Annotated in this window: 17 protein-coding genes; 7 read left to right on the top strand and 10 right to left on the bottom strand. The window is 72.3% G+C overall.

Going from position 1 to position 15686, the window contains the following annotated elements:
• Nucleotides 1–162 precede the first annotated feature (162 nt).
• Nucleotides 163–1221 carry an aldo/keto reductase gene (locus MED01_RS30920; RefSeq protein WP_238671998.1) on the bottom strand — a complete coding sequence of 353 codons (1059 nt, stop codon included), beginning with the start codon at nt 1219–1221 and terminating at the stop codon, nt 163–165.
• Between the two features lie 98 nt (nt 1222–1319).
• On the opposite strand from MED01_RS30920, the gene MED01_RS30915 reads away from it, so the two are divergent.
• The gene (locus MED01_RS30915) at nt 1320–1802 is read left to right on the top strand and encodes a hypothetical protein (protein WP_238671997.1); all 483 of its coding nucleotides are present in this window, start codon (nt 1320–1322) and stop codon (nt 1800–1802) included.
• 49 nt (nt 1803–1851) lie between these two features.
• On the opposite strand, the gene MED01_RS30910 is transcribed toward MED01_RS30915, so the two are convergent.
• Nucleotides 1852–2364, bottom strand: coding sequence for an HIT family protein (locus MED01_RS30910; protein WP_181518504.1), 513 nt, complete (start codon nt 2362–2364; stop codon nt 1852–1854).
• A gap of 177 nt (nt 2365–2541) precedes the next feature.
• Here MED01_RS30910 and MED01_RS30905 point away from each other — a divergent pair, with 177 nt between their 5' ends.
• Entirely contained in the window at nt 2542–3270 is a 729-nt protein-coding gene (locus tag MED01_RS30905) for a D-Ala-D-Ala carboxypeptidase family metallohydrolase (protein WP_238671996.1), read from the top strand.
• A gap of 370 nt (nt 3271–3640) precedes the next feature.
• Here MED01_RS30905 and thrS read toward each other — a convergent pair whose 3' ends face one another.
• Complete coding sequence (gene thrS / locus MED01_RS30900; protein WP_238671995.1) at nt 3641–5650, bottom strand: threonine--tRNA ligase; 2010 nt, start codon at nt 5648–5650, stop codon at nt 3641–3643.
• A gap of 188 nt (nt 5651–5838) precedes the next feature.
• On the opposite strand from thrS, the gene MED01_RS30895 reads away from it, so the two are divergent.
• Complete coding sequence (locus MED01_RS30895) at nt 5839–6957, top strand: DUF1775 domain-containing protein (RefSeq protein ID WP_238671994.1); 1119 nt, start codon at nt 5839–5841, stop codon at nt 6955–6957.
• On the opposite strand, the gene MED01_RS30890 is transcribed toward MED01_RS30895, so the two are convergent.
• Complete coding sequence (locus MED01_RS30890) at nt 6937–7857, bottom strand: ADP-ribosylglycohydrolase family protein (protein ID WP_238671993.1); 921 nt, start codon at nt 7855–7857, stop codon at nt 6937–6939. The genes MED01_RS30895 and MED01_RS30890 overlap by 21 nt on opposite strands.
• 73 nt (nt 7858–7930) lie before the next feature.
• Between MED01_RS30890 and MED01_RS30885 the strand changes: the two genes are divergently transcribed.
• Together MED01_RS30885 and MED01_RS30880 are read left to right on the top strand one after the other, a co-directional pair.
• Entirely contained in the window at nt 7931–8620 is a 690-nt protein-coding gene (locus tag MED01_RS30885) for a response regulator transcription factor (protein WP_091401712.1), read from the top strand.
• A 29-nt stretch (nt 8621–8649) separates the two neighbouring features.
• On the top strand, nt 8650–10053 hold the full coding sequence (locus MED01_RS30880) for a HAMP domain-containing sensor histidine kinase (protein WP_238671992.1): 1404 nt from the start codon (nt 8650–8652) through the stop codon (nt 10051–10053).
• 303 nt (nt 10054–10356) lie between these two features.
• On the opposite strand, the gene MED01_RS30875 is transcribed toward MED01_RS30880, so the two are convergent.
• Nucleotides 10357–11379, bottom strand: a complete 1023-nt coding sequence (locus MED01_RS30875) for an adenosine deaminase (protein WP_210785208.1) — start codon at nt 11377–11379, stop codon at nt 10357–10359.
• A complete protein-coding gene (locus MED01_RS30870) occupies nt 11376–12170 on the bottom strand; it encodes a trans-aconitate 2-methyltransferase (RefSeq protein WP_238671991.1) in 795 nt (264 codons plus the stop codon). Before MED01_RS30870 ends, MED01_RS30875 begins: the two co-directional genes overlap by 4 nt.
• Nucleotides 12171–12253: 83 nt before the next feature.
• Between MED01_RS30870 and MED01_RS30865 the strand changes: the two genes are divergently transcribed.
• Entirely contained in the window at nt 12254–13237 is a 984-nt protein-coding gene (locus MED01_RS30865) for an aldo/keto reductase (RefSeq protein ID WP_238671990.1), read from the top strand.
• An 88-nt stretch (nt 13238–13325) separates the two neighbouring features.
• Nucleotides 13326–13517, top strand: coding sequence for a hypothetical protein (locus MED01_RS30860; protein WP_238671989.1), 192 nt, complete (start codon nt 13326–13328; stop codon nt 13515–13517).
• 121 nt (nt 13518–13638) lie between these two features.
• Here the strand turns inward: MED01_RS30860 and MED01_RS30855 are convergent, their stop codons facing one another.
• From MED01_RS30855 to MED01_RS30840, 4 genes are all read right to left on the bottom strand, one after another.
• Nucleotides 13639–13842 (bottom strand): cold-shock protein, encoded by a 204-nt coding sequence (locus tag MED01_RS30855; protein ID WP_030338233.1) that lies wholly within the window; start codon nt 13840–13842, stop codon nt 13639–13641.
• Nucleotides 13843–14129: 287 nt separating this feature from the next.
• Nucleotides 14130–14402, bottom strand: coding sequence for a DUF4235 domain-containing protein (locus MED01_RS30850; RefSeq protein WP_238671988.1), 273 nt, complete (start codon nt 14400–14402; stop codon nt 14130–14132).
• The gene (locus tag MED01_RS30845) at nt 14399–14773 is read right to left on the bottom strand and encodes a DUF3618 domain-containing protein (protein ID WP_196927356.1); all 375 of its coding nucleotides are present in this window, start codon (nt 14771–14773) and stop codon (nt 14399–14401) included. The genes MED01_RS30850 and MED01_RS30845 overlap by 4 nt, the downstream gene beginning before the upstream one ends.
• On the bottom strand, nt 14770–15204 hold the full coding sequence (locus MED01_RS30840) for a phage holin family protein (RefSeq protein ID WP_030338239.1): 435 nt from the start codon (nt 15202–15204) through the stop codon (nt 14770–14772). Before MED01_RS30840 ends, MED01_RS30845 begins: the two co-directional genes overlap by 4 nt.
• Between the last annotated feature and the right edge of the window lie 482 nt (nt 15205–15686).

Raw genomic sequence — 15686 nt, 5'->3', positions numbered from 1 at the left:
CGGCCCGGCCCGGCCCGCCCCGCCCCGCCCCGCCCCGGCGATCTTGCACTTTCGGTCGTCCTTATGTCGCTCTCACGGCATAAGTCCCCGCAGAAAGTGCAAGATCGGCGAGGGTTGGCCCGCCCTTCCATGATCGACGCAGGAGGGGGCACGCGGGGAGGGCTATGGGTGGACTGTGGGGTGGGTGGGGCGGGGCCAGTGGGGGCGGTCGGCGTCGCGGAGGGCTGCGGTGCGTACGGCGGCGAGCTGACGCTCCACCTCGACGAACTGGTCCGCCGGCAGCGGGCCCCGGTGCAGCGCGGCGGCGTTCTCCTCGACCTGGGCGACCGTACGACAGCCCGGGATCGGGATGGTGCGACCGCTGCGCGCCCAGATCCAGCCCAACGCGCCCTGGGCGAGGGTGCGCCCGTCGGCGGTGAGCGCGGCACGAACCGCGCCGACCCGACGCAGCCACTCCGGTGCCGGCCGGCCACCCCGGAACCACTCCAACCAGCCCGGGGCCAGCCCGCGTACGTCGTCGCGGGGCAACGTCGACCCGGCCGTGTACTTGCCGGTGAGCAGCCCCATCCCGAGCGGACCCCGGTTGACGCTGGCCAGGTCGTACTTTTCGCAGACGGCGAGCAGCTCGGGTGCGTCGCGCAGCACCGACAGGGCGTGCTGCACGGCGGTGGCACCGGCGGCGGCGTGCCCGAACGCGGCAGCCCGGTCGGTGCGGTCGGTGCTCCACCCGTACGCGCGGATCAGGCCCTCGGCCACCAGGTCCTCGCAGGTCCCGATCAGCGCCTGCGCCCTCGGCACCGCCAGCTCGGCCAGGTGCAGCTGATAGAGGTCGATCCGGTCGGTGTTCAACCGGCGCAGTGAGGCGGTCACGGCACTGCGCAGGTACCCGGGCGACGCGTCCTCGCCGGTGGCCTGCCGGCTCGCCTCGTCGAAGGTGTAACCCCACTTGGTGGCGATCACGGCGTCGTCGCGGCGGCCGGCGAGCGCCCGACCGAGCACCCGCTCACCGTGCCCGGCCCCGTACGTGTCGGCGGTGTCGAAGAGGGTGATCCCCAGATCGAGTGCCCGGCGTACCGCCCGCACCGACTCGTCGTCGTCGACAGCGCCCCAGCCCAGTGGCTGAGTGCCCTCCGCCCAGGGTCCGCCGATCGCCCAGCACCCCATGCCGAGGGCGCTGACCTCGATGCCGCTGCGCCCCAACACCCGTGTCGTGACTGCCATCGGCCGATCGTGCCACCTTCGACGGGCCGGGGCGTAGCAGATCCGCGGGCGGACACTCGGGCGCACGGAGACGGTCACGGTCCGGCATGATCAACGCCATGCGACGGCTCGGAGTGGACATCGGCGGAGTGATCATCGAGCCGGCCGACGACGACGCGGACACCTCGTTCTTCGGCGCGCACTACCTGCGTACCCCGGCCGTCGTCGGGGCGTTCGACGCGCTCGCGGCGCTCGGCCCGGCGTTCGACGAGGTGCACCTGGTGTCCAAGTGCGGGGAGGCCACCGAGCGGCGCACCCGGGAGTGGCTGGCCCACCACGACTTTCCGGCGCGCACCGGCGTCCCGGTGGAGCGGGTGCACTTCTGCCGCACCCGACCGGACAAGGCGCCGATCGCCAGCCGCCTCGACCTGACCCACTTCGTGGACGACAAGCTTGAGGTGCTCGGCTATCTCGACTCGGTGCCGCACCGCTTCCTGTTCCGGCCCCGAAAGGCCGAGGTCGCCGCGCACGCCGCGCTGCTGCCCCGCGTACACCGGGTGGAGAGCTGGTCGGAGCTGACGCCGCTGTTGCGCGCCGACTAGCCGGACCGGTGCGCGGGTCGCGCGACCGGCGCGGCGCGGCCGGCGGCGGTCAGGACGGCCAGGCGCGGGCGAGCAGGTCGCGGGTGTCGCCGAGCAACTGCGGCAGGACCTTGGTGCGGCCGATGACCGGCATGAAGTTCGCGTCGCCGCCCCAGCGGGGCACCACGTGCTGGTGCAGGTGCGCGGCGATGCCGGCGCCGGCCACCCCGCCCTGGTTCATGCCCAGGTTGAAGCCGTGGGCGTTGCTGACCTTGCGGATCACCCGCATGGCGGTCTGGGTGTACGACGCCAGCTCGGTGGTCTCCGGCACGTCCAGGTCGGTGTAGTCGGCGACGTGCCGGTACGGGCAGACCAACAGGTGCCCCGGGTTGTACGGGTAGAGGTTGAGCACCACGAAGACGTGCTCGCCCCGGGCCACCACCAGGCTCTCCTCCGGAGGCAGCTGCGGCCCCCGGCAGAAGGGGCACCCGGTGGGCTTCTCGTAGCCCTCGGCCGGGCGGTCCTCGCCGGAGATGTAGGTCATCCGGTGCGGCGTCCAGAGCCGCTCCAGGCCGTCCGCCATGCCGTCACTGTCCGTGTGCCGTTCCGCCCCTGTCACGAGCCGATCCTACGGAGCCCCGGGGGCAGGCCGCGACACCCGCCTTTCGGGTAACCCGGGACTGCAAGTTCTTGACGGATCAAAGTCGAAGCATGAAACTTCCATGCATCCACGTACTTCCATGCATTGATGGAGGGCTCCATGTTCCGACGGCTCGGCAGATTCCTCGCGGCACTGGCGTTGACCGCCGCCACCACAGTGGCCGGCGTCACAGTCACCGCCGGCGCGGCCCAGGCGGACGGCTGCTACACCTGGGGACGCACCCTGTCCCAGGGGGCATCCGGCGAGGACGTCCGGCAACTCCAGATCCGGGTCGCCGGCTACCCCGGCTACGGCGCGGTGCTCACCCTCGACGGCGCGTACGGCCCAGCCACCCGATCGGCGGTGATCCGCTTCCAGCAGGCGTACGGGCTGCCCGCCGACGGCATCGCCGGCCCACAGACGTTCAACCGGCTCTACGCCCTCCAGGACGACGACTGCACCCCGGCCAACTTCAGCTACCCCGAACTGAACAAGTGCAACAGCGACTGGTCCGGCGGCGCGGTCTCGGCGAGCACCGCCCGGTTCAACGCGCTCGTCTCGATGTGGAAACTCCAGGCCATGCGCCACGCCCTCGGCGACGTGACCATCGCGATCAGCAGCAGCTTCCGCAGCTACGCCTGCAACAGCGCCGTCGGCGGAGCGTCGAACAGCAGACACCTGTACGGCGACGGGGTGGACCTGGTCGGCTCCCCGTCGTTCTGCCGGCTGGCGCAGCAGGCCCGCAACCACGGCTTCGGGCAGATCCTCGGCCCCGGCTACCCCGATCACAACGACCACACCCACGTGGCAGCGGTCGGAGGCTGGTCAGCGCCGAACTGCGGCATCTGACACCCGCCACCGCTCCCGGGCGCAGCACCCTCGCGCCACCTCCGGGCGCCGCGCTCCCGGCGCTACCCCCCGGCGCAGCGCTCCCCGCGCTGCCTCCGGGCGCCGCGCTCCCGGCGCTGCCTCCGGACGCCGCGCTCTCGCGCCACCTCCTTCCTGGCGAAGATCGCGCTCGAACATGGAAGTAGTGGCTTCCCCCACCGGGGAGGCCACTACTTCCTGGATCGAGCGCGATCATGCAGGGCGCGAGCGCCGCGCGGGCCGCGAGCGGGCCCCGTCGAGCGGGCCCCGTCGAGCGGGCCCCGTCGAGCGGGTTGCGGGCGAGCCGTGGGCGGGTTGCGGGCGGCGCGCTGGCGGCGCGCAGTGGTGCCGTTTACTCCGCGGCGGCGGACGGGCCGATGTTGGTCCGTGAGCTGACCACGTCCAGCACGTGGGTCACCGCCTCGGCGACCGGTACCCCGTTGCGCTGGGAGCCGTCGCGGTAGCGGAACGAGACGGTGCCGGCGGCCACGTCGTCGTCACCGGCGATCACCATGAACGGGATCTTCTGCTGCTGCGCCGTCCGGATCTTCTTCTGCATCCGGTCGTCGCCAGCGTCCACCTGGGCGCGGATGCCCTCGGCGCGCAGCGCCGCGACGAAGCCGTGCAGGTAGTCGGTGTGGTCCTCGCGGATCGGGATGCCCACCACCTGCACCGGCGCCAGCCAGGCCGGGAAGGCGCCTGCGTAGTGCTCGGTGAGCACTCCGAAGAACCGCTCGATCGACCCGAACAGCGCACGGTGGATCATCACGGGCCGCTGGCGACTGCCGTCGGCGGCCTGGTACTCCAACGCGAACCGCTCCGGCTGGTTGAAGTCGACCTGGATGGTGGACATCTGCCAGGTCCGGCCGATGGCGTCACGGGCCTGCACGGAGATCTTCGGCCCGTAGAACGCCGCGCCGCCCGGGTCGGGAACCAGGTCCAGGCCGGAGGTCGCGGCGGCGGTCCGCAGCGCCTCGGTGGCCTCGGCCCAGTCCTCGTCGGCGCCGATGAACTTGGGCGAGTCGTCCCGGGTCGACAGCTCCAGGTAGAAGTCGTCCAGGCCGTAGTCGCGCAGCAGGTCGAGCACGAAGCTGAGCAGCGTGGACAGCTCGCCGGCCATCTGCTCACGGGTGCAGTAGATGTGCGAGTCGTCCTGGGTCAGGCCACGGACCCGGGTCAGGCCGTGCACGACGCCGGACTTCTCGTACCGGTAGACGGTGCCGAATTCGAACATCCGCAGCGGCAGCTCCCGGTACGACCGCCCGCGCGACCTGAAGATCAGGTTGTGCATCGGGCAGTTCATCGCCTTGAGGTAGTAGTCCGCGCCCTCAAGCTGCATGGGCGGGAACATGGTGTCCGCGTAGTACGGCAGGTGACCGGAGGTCTGGAACAGCTGTGCCTTGGTGATGTGCGGGGTGTTGACGAACTCGTACCCCGCCTCCTCGTGCCGCCGCCGCGAGTAGTGCTCCATCTCGCGGCGGATGATGCCGCCCTTGGGGTGGAAGACCGCCAGGCCGGAGCCGATCTCGTCGGGGAAGCTGAACAGGTCGAGGTCCGCGCCGAGCTTGCGGTGGTCGCGCCGGGCGGCCTCCTCCAACAGCTTCAGGTACGCCTTGAGCTCGTCGCGGGTCGGCCACGCGGTGCCGTACACCCGCTGTAGTTGGGGGTTCTTCTCCGACCCCCGCCAGTACGCGGCGGCGGAGCGCATCAGCTTGAACGCGCCGATCAGGCGGGTGGTCGGCAGGTGCGGGCCCCGGCACAGGTCCGACCAGCAGACCTTGTCCTCCTTGGCGTCGAGGTTGTCGTAGATGGTCAGCTCGCCGCCGCCCACCTCCATCACCTCGTCGGTGTCCAGACCCTCGCCCTTGACCTCGATCAGCTCCAGCTTGAACGGCTCGTCGGCCAGCTCGGAGCGCGCCTCGTCCAGGCTGCCGAAACGGCGGCGGCGGAACCGCTGCCCGGACTTGATGATCTCCTGCATGCGCTTCTCGAGCTTGCTGAGGTCATCTGGCTGGAACGGCTTGGCGACGTCGAAGTCGTAGTAGAAGCCGTTCTCGATGGGCGGGCCGATACCCAGCTTGGCCTCGGGGAAGATGTCCTGTACGGCCTGGGCGAGGACGTGCGCGGTGGAGTGACGCAGCACGGTGAGCCCGTCGGGCGAATCCAGGCTGACCGGCTCGACGACGGTCTCCTCGGCCGGCGTCCAGTCCAGGTCGCGTAGCTGGCCCTGCGGGTCGCGGACCACGACGATCGCCTTGGGGCCGTTCGCGGGCAGTCCGGCCGCGGCCACCGCGTCGGCCGCCGTGGTCCCGGCGGCGACGACGACGGGGTCGGCCACGGCGGGGGTACGGGGTGCGGACACGGTGACTCCTCCAAGTGGTACGAAACGGTGCCGATCCTCGGCTCCTGCCGATGCTATCGGTCGCCCCGCCCCCGACCGGGAAGGGCACCTCCCTACCGCCGGCGTTGAACCTTTCGCGCCTCGCAGCCGAACTAGAAGGTGTGGCCGGAAACCGGTGCCGGCCGCGTCGACACGGATGGGGGCACGAGATGGCGAGCACGTACGGCGGTGGCCGTCGGCGGCGGATCATGGCGGCGACCGCGGTGACCGCCGCTGGGCTGCTGCTCTGGCCTGGCACGGCGTACGCGGCGGACGTGACGACCACCCCGAGCGAGGCCCGGCAGGGCGAGGCGGTACGGCTGGAGTTCAGCGTTCCGGAGGAACGGGCCGGCACGAAGACCAACCAGATCGAGGTACGGCTGCCGGCCGACGCGCCGATCGCCGAGGTCTACCCCATGTCGGTGAACGGCTGGGCGCCCCGGATCAGCTCCCGCACCCTGGACAAGCCGGTGGCCGGTATCCACTCCTCCGGGGTGAGCACTGTGACGACCGCGGTGACCTGGGTACGGGTCGGTGCGAGTGATCCCGGGCCGGCTCGGCTGGCGCTCTCCATGGGGCCGATGCCGCAGGCCGAGCGGCTCACCTTCGAGGTCGTCCAGACGTACGCCGATGGCACTGTGGTCCGGTGGGCGGACGCCACCGGCCCGCACCGGGCCCCGACGCTCGCCCTGCTGCCGGCGGCGCCCGACGCGGCGGGTCCGGCCGCACACGGCGGGCACGCCGGCCCGGCGGCCGGCGCACCGGCCGCAGCTGACGACGGTGTGGACGCCGCACCGCCGGCCCGGGCGGACGGTGCCGACGAGGGCAGCGCCGACGGGATGCTGGCCGCCGGCCTGCTGGCCGGGCTGGGCGGCGGCGCGGCGATCGGCTGGCTGGTCAGCCGGTGGCGCCGACGCGACCCTAACGAGGCCACCGCGCTCGCCGAGGTGACCGGCGACCCGGACGAGGCCGCGACGCTGGCCGAGATAACCGGCCGCGCAGACGGCACCGCAACGCCAGAGCCGACGCCCGCCAACCCGCAATCCGCCGAACCGCAGCCCGCCGACCCGCAGCCCGCCGAACCGCAGCCCGCCGACCCGCAATCCGCCGACCCGCAGCCGCTGTTCCCGCAGCATCGCGGTGATCCACTCGGCTTTCAGGAAACCGCGGCATCCCCGCCGCCCGGACGACCCGATTTGCAGAAAGCCGAGTTGATCGTGGGGCAGCGCCCGCCCACGGCAGCCCGGTGGACCAGACAGCCCTCGGGGTCAGGGGAGCCAGGTAGGTAGCGGCTCGCGGGAGGCCAGCCACTTCTCGGGCACCCCGCCCGGGGTGCCGACGCCGGTGTGCGCCGCCACCACAGCGCCGACGATGGCGGCAGTGGTGTCCACGTCCCCGCCGGCCCGTACGCACGTCTGGATGGCCGCCGGGTAGTCGTCCAGGTGCGTGGCGGCCACCCAGAGGGTGAACCCGACGGTGTCCTGGGCGGTCACCCGGGAGCCGTTGCCGAGCGCCGCCACCACCCGGGGCAATGGCCGGCCGAGCAGCCCGGCAGCCCGGGACACGCCCCGATGCACCTCGGTGCCCGGGTCGAGCGCGGCGGCGATCCCGGCGAGCAGCCGCTCCGGGGACGGCCGGTGCCCGTCGAGGCGGGCTCGGGCGGCCAGCGCGGCGGCGACGGCGACAGCGACAGCGCCGGCGACCCCCTCCGGGTGCGCGTGCGTCACCTCGGCGGACGCGCGCGCCTGTGCCGCGGCGCGCGCTGTCGAGTCGGCGAAGTACGCGCCCAGCGGGCCGACCCGCATCGCCGCGCCGTTGCCGCAGGAACCCTGCCCGTCGAAGGCGGAGGCGGCGGCCAGCGGCCACGGGGTGCCGGCGCGGATCAGCCCCAGGATGAGCATCGCGCCCGCGCCGTAGCCTCGGCGCTCAGTGCATCGCCCGGCGAAGGAGAGGGCCAGCCGGTCCCGGTCGATGCCGCCGGAGTCGGCCAACTCAGCGAAGACCGAGCAGGCCATTTCGGTGTCGTCGGTCCATTCCCAGGGCGCTGGCGGCAGCGCGTCGGCGGCGAGATCCACTGGCGCCGGCCCCGGCAGGAAGTACTGCGCGCCGAGCGCGTCGCCGGTGGAGAGACCGGCGAGGCTGTCCCGGGCGAGCGCCAGGCGGGCATCGGCGAACAGGGTGAACGACATCGTCGTACCAGCTTGCCCGGTCGCCAGGCACGCCGCAACGCGATCAACTTGCCAGGCCAAGTACGGTCTTGTCGTGGCCTCCGTGCTCCTGGTCGAAGACGATCACGTCGTACGCGGCGCGATGCTGCGGTCCCTCACCGACCGGGGGCACGCCGTGCACGCCGTGGGTACGGCGTTGGACGCCCTGCGTCGGGTCGCCGCGGAGACACCCGACCTGGTGGTGCTCGACCTCGGCCTACCCGACCTGGACGGCTCGGACGCGCTGCGGATGTTGCGCGGCATCACCGACGTTCCGATCATCATCGCCACCGCCCGCGACGACGAGCAGTCGGTCGTCAAGCTGCTGCGGGCCGGCGCCGACGACTACATGGTCAAGCCGTTCACCGGGGCGCACCTGGACGCCCGGATCACCACAGTGCTGCGCCGGGCCGGCCGGGCCAGTCGGTCCGTGCAGCCGGCTGTGCACAGTGTCGGCGGGCTGCGGGTGGACGTGGGCGAGCGCAGCGCCCAGCTCGACGGGGAGCCGCTGGCGCTGACCCGCAAGGAATTCGACCTGTTGGCGTATCTCGCCGCACGACCTGGGCGGGTAGTGTCCCGCCGGGAACTCTTGGAGGAGGTATGGCGGCAGCCATCGGTCGGCGAGGATCAGACCATCGACGTTCACCTGTACTGGCTCCGCAGAAAGATGGGCGAGTCCGCGGCGAAGCCGCGCTACCTGCGCACCGTGCGGGGGGTCGGATTCCGGCTGGTGGCACCGGACTGAGGACGGCGCTGGCCCTGCTCACGGCCGGCATGTGCAGTCTCGTGGCGCTCGCGTTCCTGATCCCGCTCGGGCTCAGCCTGCGCGAGCAGAGTCGGGACGAGGCGATCGCCGACGCGGCGCGGCGCAGCGCGCTGGTGACGGGCGCGCTGGCGGTGAGCACCGACCCGGCGGTCGTCGAGCGTGCCGTGGTGGCCAGCGCCGAAGGCGCCCCCACCCGGCCCGTTGTGCACGGGTTGGGGTTGGACGAAACCGCTGGTCGGGCCAGCGGCAGCGACCTGGACCGGGCCCGCTCCGAGCGCCAGTCGTTGGTAGTCGACGTCGACGGGGGTGCGGCCCGGCTCGATCCGGTCGTCCTCGGTGACCGCACAGCCGTGGTCGAGGTGTTCCTACCGGAGTCGACGCTGGGCGAGGGCGCCGGCGGCACCTGGTTGCTGCTGTTCGCCGTCGGCGCGGCGATGGCCGGCGCGGCGGTGCTGGTGGTCGACCGGGTCGCTGCCCGCGCGGTGGACTCCACCCGCGGTCTGGTCAAGGCCGCGCTCTCCATCGGCGACGGCGACCTCGGCGTACGCGTCGAGCCGACCGGTCCGCGCGAGCTGGCCGAGGCCGGGTACGCCTTCAACCGGATGGCGGACCGCCTGGACGCGGCCCGCACCGACGAGCGGGAGTTGGTCGCCGACCTGTCTCATCGTCTGCGTACCCCGTTGACGGTGCTGCGGTTGGACGCGGAGGCGTTGGAGTCCGACGACACCAGCGTGGGTTCGTTCAGCCCGGCGGAGTTGGACCGGCTGCGCGGGATCCGGCGGATCCGGCAGGCGATCGTCACCCTGGAGGGTGAGATCGACGTGCTGATCAAGACCACCCGTAAGACGGTGGCGCTCGAGGCCGGGCCGGCGATGTGCGACGTCAGCGAGGTGGTCCGGGACCGGATGGTGTTCTGGGCGGCGTTGGCCGGCGACCAGAACCGGCCGCACCGGGTCAACGGCGCCCAGCTGCGTATCCCGGCGCCGGTGCCGCGGGCCGAACTGGCCGCCGCGCTGGACGCGGTGATCGGCAACGTTTTCCGCTACACCCCGCAGGGCACCGCGTTCGAGGTGGCGGTGTCCCGGCGCGACGGTTACGTGGCGATCCGGATCGACGACGCCGGCCCCGGCATCGCCAACCCGGACCGGGCGCTGCGCCGGGGCGCCAGTGACCAGGGCTCGACCGGGCTCGGGCTGGACATCGCCAAGCGGGTCGCGTTGCAGGCCAACGGCTCGGTGAGCATCGACCGCGCCCGGCTGGGCGGGGCCAGTGTGGTGATGCTGCTCGCCGACCCGGAGGCGACGCCCCGGCAGGTCAGCCGCTTCGGTCTGGTCGGTCGGATGGCGCGCGACGCCCGGGACACGAAGGCCACCGGACGTCGCTGGCCCCGCCAGCGCCCCACCGACGACTGACCCGACCGGACCCGGGGCTGTGCGCCGGCGCAAGTCTTCCTTAGATCGCGGTTAACGACCGCGTCGGATCGGCTGCGGGCTGACAGGATCACAGCACGAACCCACCAGTTCCACCGGCCGAGCGCACCACGCACCCCCGGCCGGTGGAGCCGCGCGCGCGGCGGGAGCCACAGGTCCCCCCACACCCACGCTCCCGCCGCGCGCCCTGCTCAACCAACCGGCCCGGCTCACCAACAGGCCCGGCTCAACCAATAGGCCCGGCTCGGCCAACCGGCCCGGCCGGCACCCGAGCGGCCGATCGGCTCAGCCGGCGGTGGCGAGGTACGCGTCGATCTCGGCGAGGATCCGCTGCTGGCCGGCGGCGTCCAGGAAGGACGCGGTCACCGCGTTGCGGGCCAGCCCGGCCAGCCCTTCGGCGCCGACGCCGAGCAGGCGGGCGGCCACCGCGTACTCGTCGTTGAGGGTGGTGCCGAACATCGGCGGGTCGTCGGAGTTGATGGTGACCAGCAGCCCGGCCTCGACCAGCCGGGGCAGCGGGTGCTCGTCGAGGGTGGCCACCGCCCGGGTACGGACGTTGGACGTCGGGCAGATCTCCATTCCGATCTGCCGCTCGGCCAGGTACGCGAGCAGCTGCGGGTCCTGCGCGGCGGAGATGCCGTGCCCGATCCGCTCGGCACCCAACTCGTTCAACGCGTCCCAGACGGTCTGCGGCCCGGTGGTCTCCCCGGCGTGCGGCACCGAGCGCAGCCCGGCGGCGCGGGCCTGATCGAAGTAGGGCCGGAACTGCGGTCGGGGTACGCCGATCTCCGGGCCGCCCAGGCCGAAACTGACCAGCCCGTCCGGGCGCTCGTCGAGCGCGATGCGCAGCGTCTCCTCGGCTGCCGGCAGGCCGGCCTCACCGGGGATGTCGAAGCACCAGCGCAGCTCGATGCCGAAGTCGGCCAGGGCACGCTTGCGAGCGTCCTCGATCGCCTCACAGAACGCCGGCGCGGGAATGCCCCGTCGGACGTGCGAGTACGGGGTGATGGTCAGCTCCGCGTACCGGACCTGTTGGCGGGCCAGCTCGCGGGCCACCTCGTGGGTGAGGATCCAGACGTCCTCCGGGTCGCGGATGAGATCCACGACGCTCAGGTAGACCTCGATGAAGTGCGCGAAGTCGCGGAACTCGAAGTAGTTGGCGAGCGCGTCCGGGTCGGCCGGCACGGGGGTGCGCCCCTCGTGGCGCGCCGCCAACTCGGCGACGATCCGGGGCAGGGCCGAGCCGACGTGGTGCACGTGCAGCTCCACCTTGGGCAGGCCGGCGATGAAGGTGGACAGGTCGGTCACTGGTTCTCCTGGGCATGGTCGCCGGTGCGGGCGACGACGAAGACGCGGCGGAACGGGAAGTACACCTGACCCTGCCGCACCGGGTACGCCGCGGTGAGCCGTACTCCCAGCTCGGCCCGGAAGGCGGACCAGCCGGCGGCGTCCAGTGCGGCCCGGACCGGGCGCAGCGCGGTGCCCTCCATCCAGGCCAGCACCGGGTGCTCGGCGGCGGGTCGAGCCGGCAGCAGGTGCACGTAGGTAGTCTCCCAGGCGTCCACCGCGCAGCCGGCGGCGGTCAGCAGGGCCGCGTAGTCGACCGGGTCGTCCACCGGGTCCGCGCGCAGCAGCGGGGCGATGTCGGCCCGCCAGGTCGGCTGGTTGGCGACCTCCCGCAGGGCGCGGTGCGAGTCGGCGTCGAAGTTGCCGGGGACCTGCATGGCGAGCCACGCCCCGGCGGGCAGCTCGGCGGCCCAGCGGCGCAGCAGCTCCTGGTGGCCGGGCACCCACTGCAGCGCCGCGTTGCTGACCACCACGTCCTCGTCGCCGGCCGGAACCCAGTCACGCAGGTCGGCGACCGCGAAGTCGACAGGCGCGCCGAGGGCCTCGGCCCGCTCGATCATCTCGGGTGAGGAGTCGAGGGCGCGCACCCGGCTGGTCGGCCACCGTTCGGCGAGGACGGCGGTGAGCTGGCCGGGGCCGCAGCCGAGGTCGACCACCGCCCGGGGTCGCTCGGCCGGGATCCGGGCCAGGAGGTCGTGGAACGGCCGGGATCGCTCGTCGCCGAAGCGCAGATAGGTCGTCGGGTCCCACATGGTCGCCTCCCAAACCGTACGGCCGTACTGCTGACGGTACGGCTCGCGTGGCACTGCGGCAACCCGATCACTAGGCTCGGGGCATGGAACAGCGCAGCTTCAACCGGCTCGGCCGGACCGTTGGCGCGGTCGGCCTGGGCGCGTGGCAACTCGGCGCCGACTGGGGCACCGTCAGCGAAGACGACGCGATGGCGGTGCTCGCCGCCGCCGTGGACGCCGGGGTCACCTTCCTCGACACCGCCGACGTGTACGGCGACGGCCGCAGCGAGCAGCTGATCGGCCGTTTCCTGCGCAGCCGACCCGACGCCGGGCTGACCGTCGCCACCAAGATGGGCCGCCGCGTCGAGCAGCAGCCGGAGGCGTACACCCTGGCCAACTTCCGGCAGTGGACCGACCGCTCCCGGGCCAACCTGGGGATGGACACCCTGGACCTGGTCCAGTTGCACTGCCCGCCCACCGCCGTCTTCTCCTCCGACGAGGTCTTCGACGGCCTGGACACCCTCGTCGCCGAGAAGGCCATCGCCGGGTACGGGGTCAGCGTCGAGACCTGCGACCAGGCCCTCACCGCGATCGCCCGACCGGGGGTGGCGAGCGTCCAGATCATCCTCAACGCGGTCCGCCACAAGCCCCTGGAGCGGGTGCTGCCGGCCGCGGCGGCGGCCGGTGTCGGCATCATCGCCCGCGTGCCGCTCGCCAGCGGCCTGCTCTCCGGCCGCTACGACGAGCACACCGAGTTCCCCGCCGACGACCACCGCAACTACAACAGGCACGGCGCGGCCTTCGACGTCGGGGAGACGTTCTCCGGAGTCGACTTCGACCGAGGTCTGGCCGCCGTACGCCGGCTCGCCCCGCTCGTCGACCCGGACCGCACCATGGCGCAGTTCGCACTGCGCTGGGTGTTGGATCAGGCGGGCGTCACAGTGGTCATCCCCGGTGCCCGCGACGCCGACCAGGCCCGACGCAACGCCGCCGCGGCGACCCTGTCCCCGCTCACCGACGAGCAGTTGGCAGCCGTCCGCGAGACCTACGACGAGCTGATCCGCCCGCAGGTGCACCACCGGTGGTGACCCGCGCGCCCGGGGTGCTCGCGTCGCACCACCCGGCCGGCGATGCTGGACGGCGGCGCGCCGCCCCGGGCGGCGGAGAGGGGACGCGATGAGAGGTTGGCTTCCGCTCACCCTCGGCCTGCTGGCCGTGGTGATCGGTGCGGTGTGGACGGTCCAGGGCCTCGGCTACGTCAGCGGCAGCGTGATGACCGACGAGAAGATCTGGGCGGTGATCGGCCCGCTCGTGACGGCGGCCGGGCTGGTGGTGCTCTGGCTCGGCCTGCGCTCGCGTCGACGCTGACCGCTCGCCGCACCGGCGATCCTGAGCAGGCGAAAGCCCCGCATCCCAACCGGGATGCGGGGCTTTACCGTGACCCTTGAACCGGATCGTCCCACTGGCCGGCGGGGGCCGGCCGTCCTACTCAGATGGGACGGACCTGCTCAGCCTGCGGGCCCTTCTGACCCTGAGCGATCTCGAACTCCACCCGCTGGTTCTCCTCCAGCGAGCGGTAGCCGCTGGTCTGGATGGCCGAGAAGTGGACGAACACGTCAGCACCCCCACCATCGACGGTGATGAAGCCGAAGCCCTTGTCAGCGTTGAACCACTTCACGGTTCCCTGAGCCATGTGTTTCTCCCTCTAAAAACTGGCGGCCGTGCACGCCGTCCGGCCGATTGGCCGTTTTTGAGCAGCGGCGCCTGAGGCGGCCCCACGAAGGAGACTTCTCTCAACCCACGCCATCTCGCAACAGCGGGGACCAGCAAATCACGGAGGTAAAAAGTCTGTCACGACCTCTCCGACGAATTTCTCCGACATGTGACCTGACGGATGCCTCAGGTGCGCTGGGCGGCGTGCGATGCCATGCGAAAGCCCCCTTCCCATCGATGCGGAAAGGGGGCTGAAGTCGCTGCTGGTCAATCCGGCCAGCTGCCGGTCATCCGGCGTACGCCGACCGCGCCGCCCCGGTCCACGGCGGCCCGGACGACAGCGAAGATGGCGCCCTGCAACGCCGCCGCGGCCAGGATCTCGCCCCAGCCACGATCCTCGTCGGTCGCGTTGGGCGCCTCACCGTCGCCCGCGGTGACCTTCCAGACCTGCCGGAAGATCGCCCCGGCCACCGCCCCGGCGGCGAAACCCATCAACACGCCGACCGGCCGGTACGCGACCCTGCCGATGCTCTTACTCACCTACGCCTCCCCCGCACGATCATCAGCACCACCACTGTGGCCACCGCGCCGGCCGCGATGGCCGCCCACGGCACCGGGTTGCGGCGCACCAACTCGCCCTTGTCGTACGCCTGTGCGCGTACCAACTCGCCCTTCTCGTACGCCTGCGCCCGCGCCATCCCGGCGCCACGCGCGGCCTGGCCGCGGACCCGAGCGACGGTCTGCGCCGCCTGCTCCCGCATCCGCTCCTTGGCCTGCTCGGCGGACTCCTTCAAACGCGCCTTGACGTCGGCCTTGGCGGCCAACGCCTCCATCGTCTCGCCCAACTCGACCCGGGTGCGACGGATCTCCTCGCGGAGGGCCTCAGTGTCGCCGGTCCCGTTACCGGTCATTGCCGCCCCCTGTCCTTCACCGCGGCGGTGACAGTGTCCATGTCTGCCCGGAGGCTACGGACCGTGGCCGCCGGCACCGGCGGGACGGCACGGCTGACCTGCTTCTTGCCCACCAGGGCGAGGATGCCGGCCACCAGGAAGCAGGCCACCGCCACGATCAGCGCCGCGGCCCAGGCGGGCAACACCAGGTCGAGCAGCAGGATCGCCGTGGCGACCAGCGCACCCAGACCAAAGAACGCGAGCGCGCCACCGCCGCCGAACAGGCCGATCCCGATGCCCGCGTGCTTACCCTTCTGGGTCAACTCCGCTCGGGCCAGCGTCAGTTCGTCCCGTACGAGGCGGGAGATCTGCTCGGTGGCCCGCTGCACCAACTCGGCGGTGGAGGGCTCGCTCCCGTTCTGGGATGTGCGGGCTTTCGCCACGTCAGCCATGCTGTCCTCCTTTCCTCATCACCGCGCTGTATGCCCGAAGTCGCCGCTCGTCAATCCTAAAGCGCGCCAAGCAGCTCACCGTCCCCGTTGTCCGGACGCCGCGCCGCCGATCCGCGGCCAGCCGCCGCGATCACGCCAGAGACGTCCGGCAGCACATCCCCCACCCAAGCCCGACCAAACCTCTCCCAAGGGACCCCCTCCCCCGCCCTCCCGCATCCCTCTCACGCCCTCTCCGCGCGTGATCAAGATGATTCGGTCAGGAAACGCCGGGGTGGGTGACCGAAACCTCTTGATCAACCCCGCTGAGGGAGGTGTGGGGCAGGCGATGCCGGGTGGGGCTGGCCGGCCGGTGCATGACCGCCGGGGCGGGCCGCGCGCGCAAGATCGCGCTCGATCCTGGTTGTAGTGGCCTCGGCGGGGATGGAGGCCACTACAACAAGGAAATTGCACGATCTTGCGGGGGCGGGGCGGGCGGGGGCGGG

Origin of the sequence: Micromonospora alfalfae (assembly GCF_022230925.1) — a bacterium.
GTDB lineage: Bacteria > Actinomycetota > Actinomycetes > Mycobacteriales > Micromonosporaceae > Micromonospora > Micromonospora alfalfae.
This window is presented reverse-complemented; position numbering and strand designations above follow the sequence as displayed.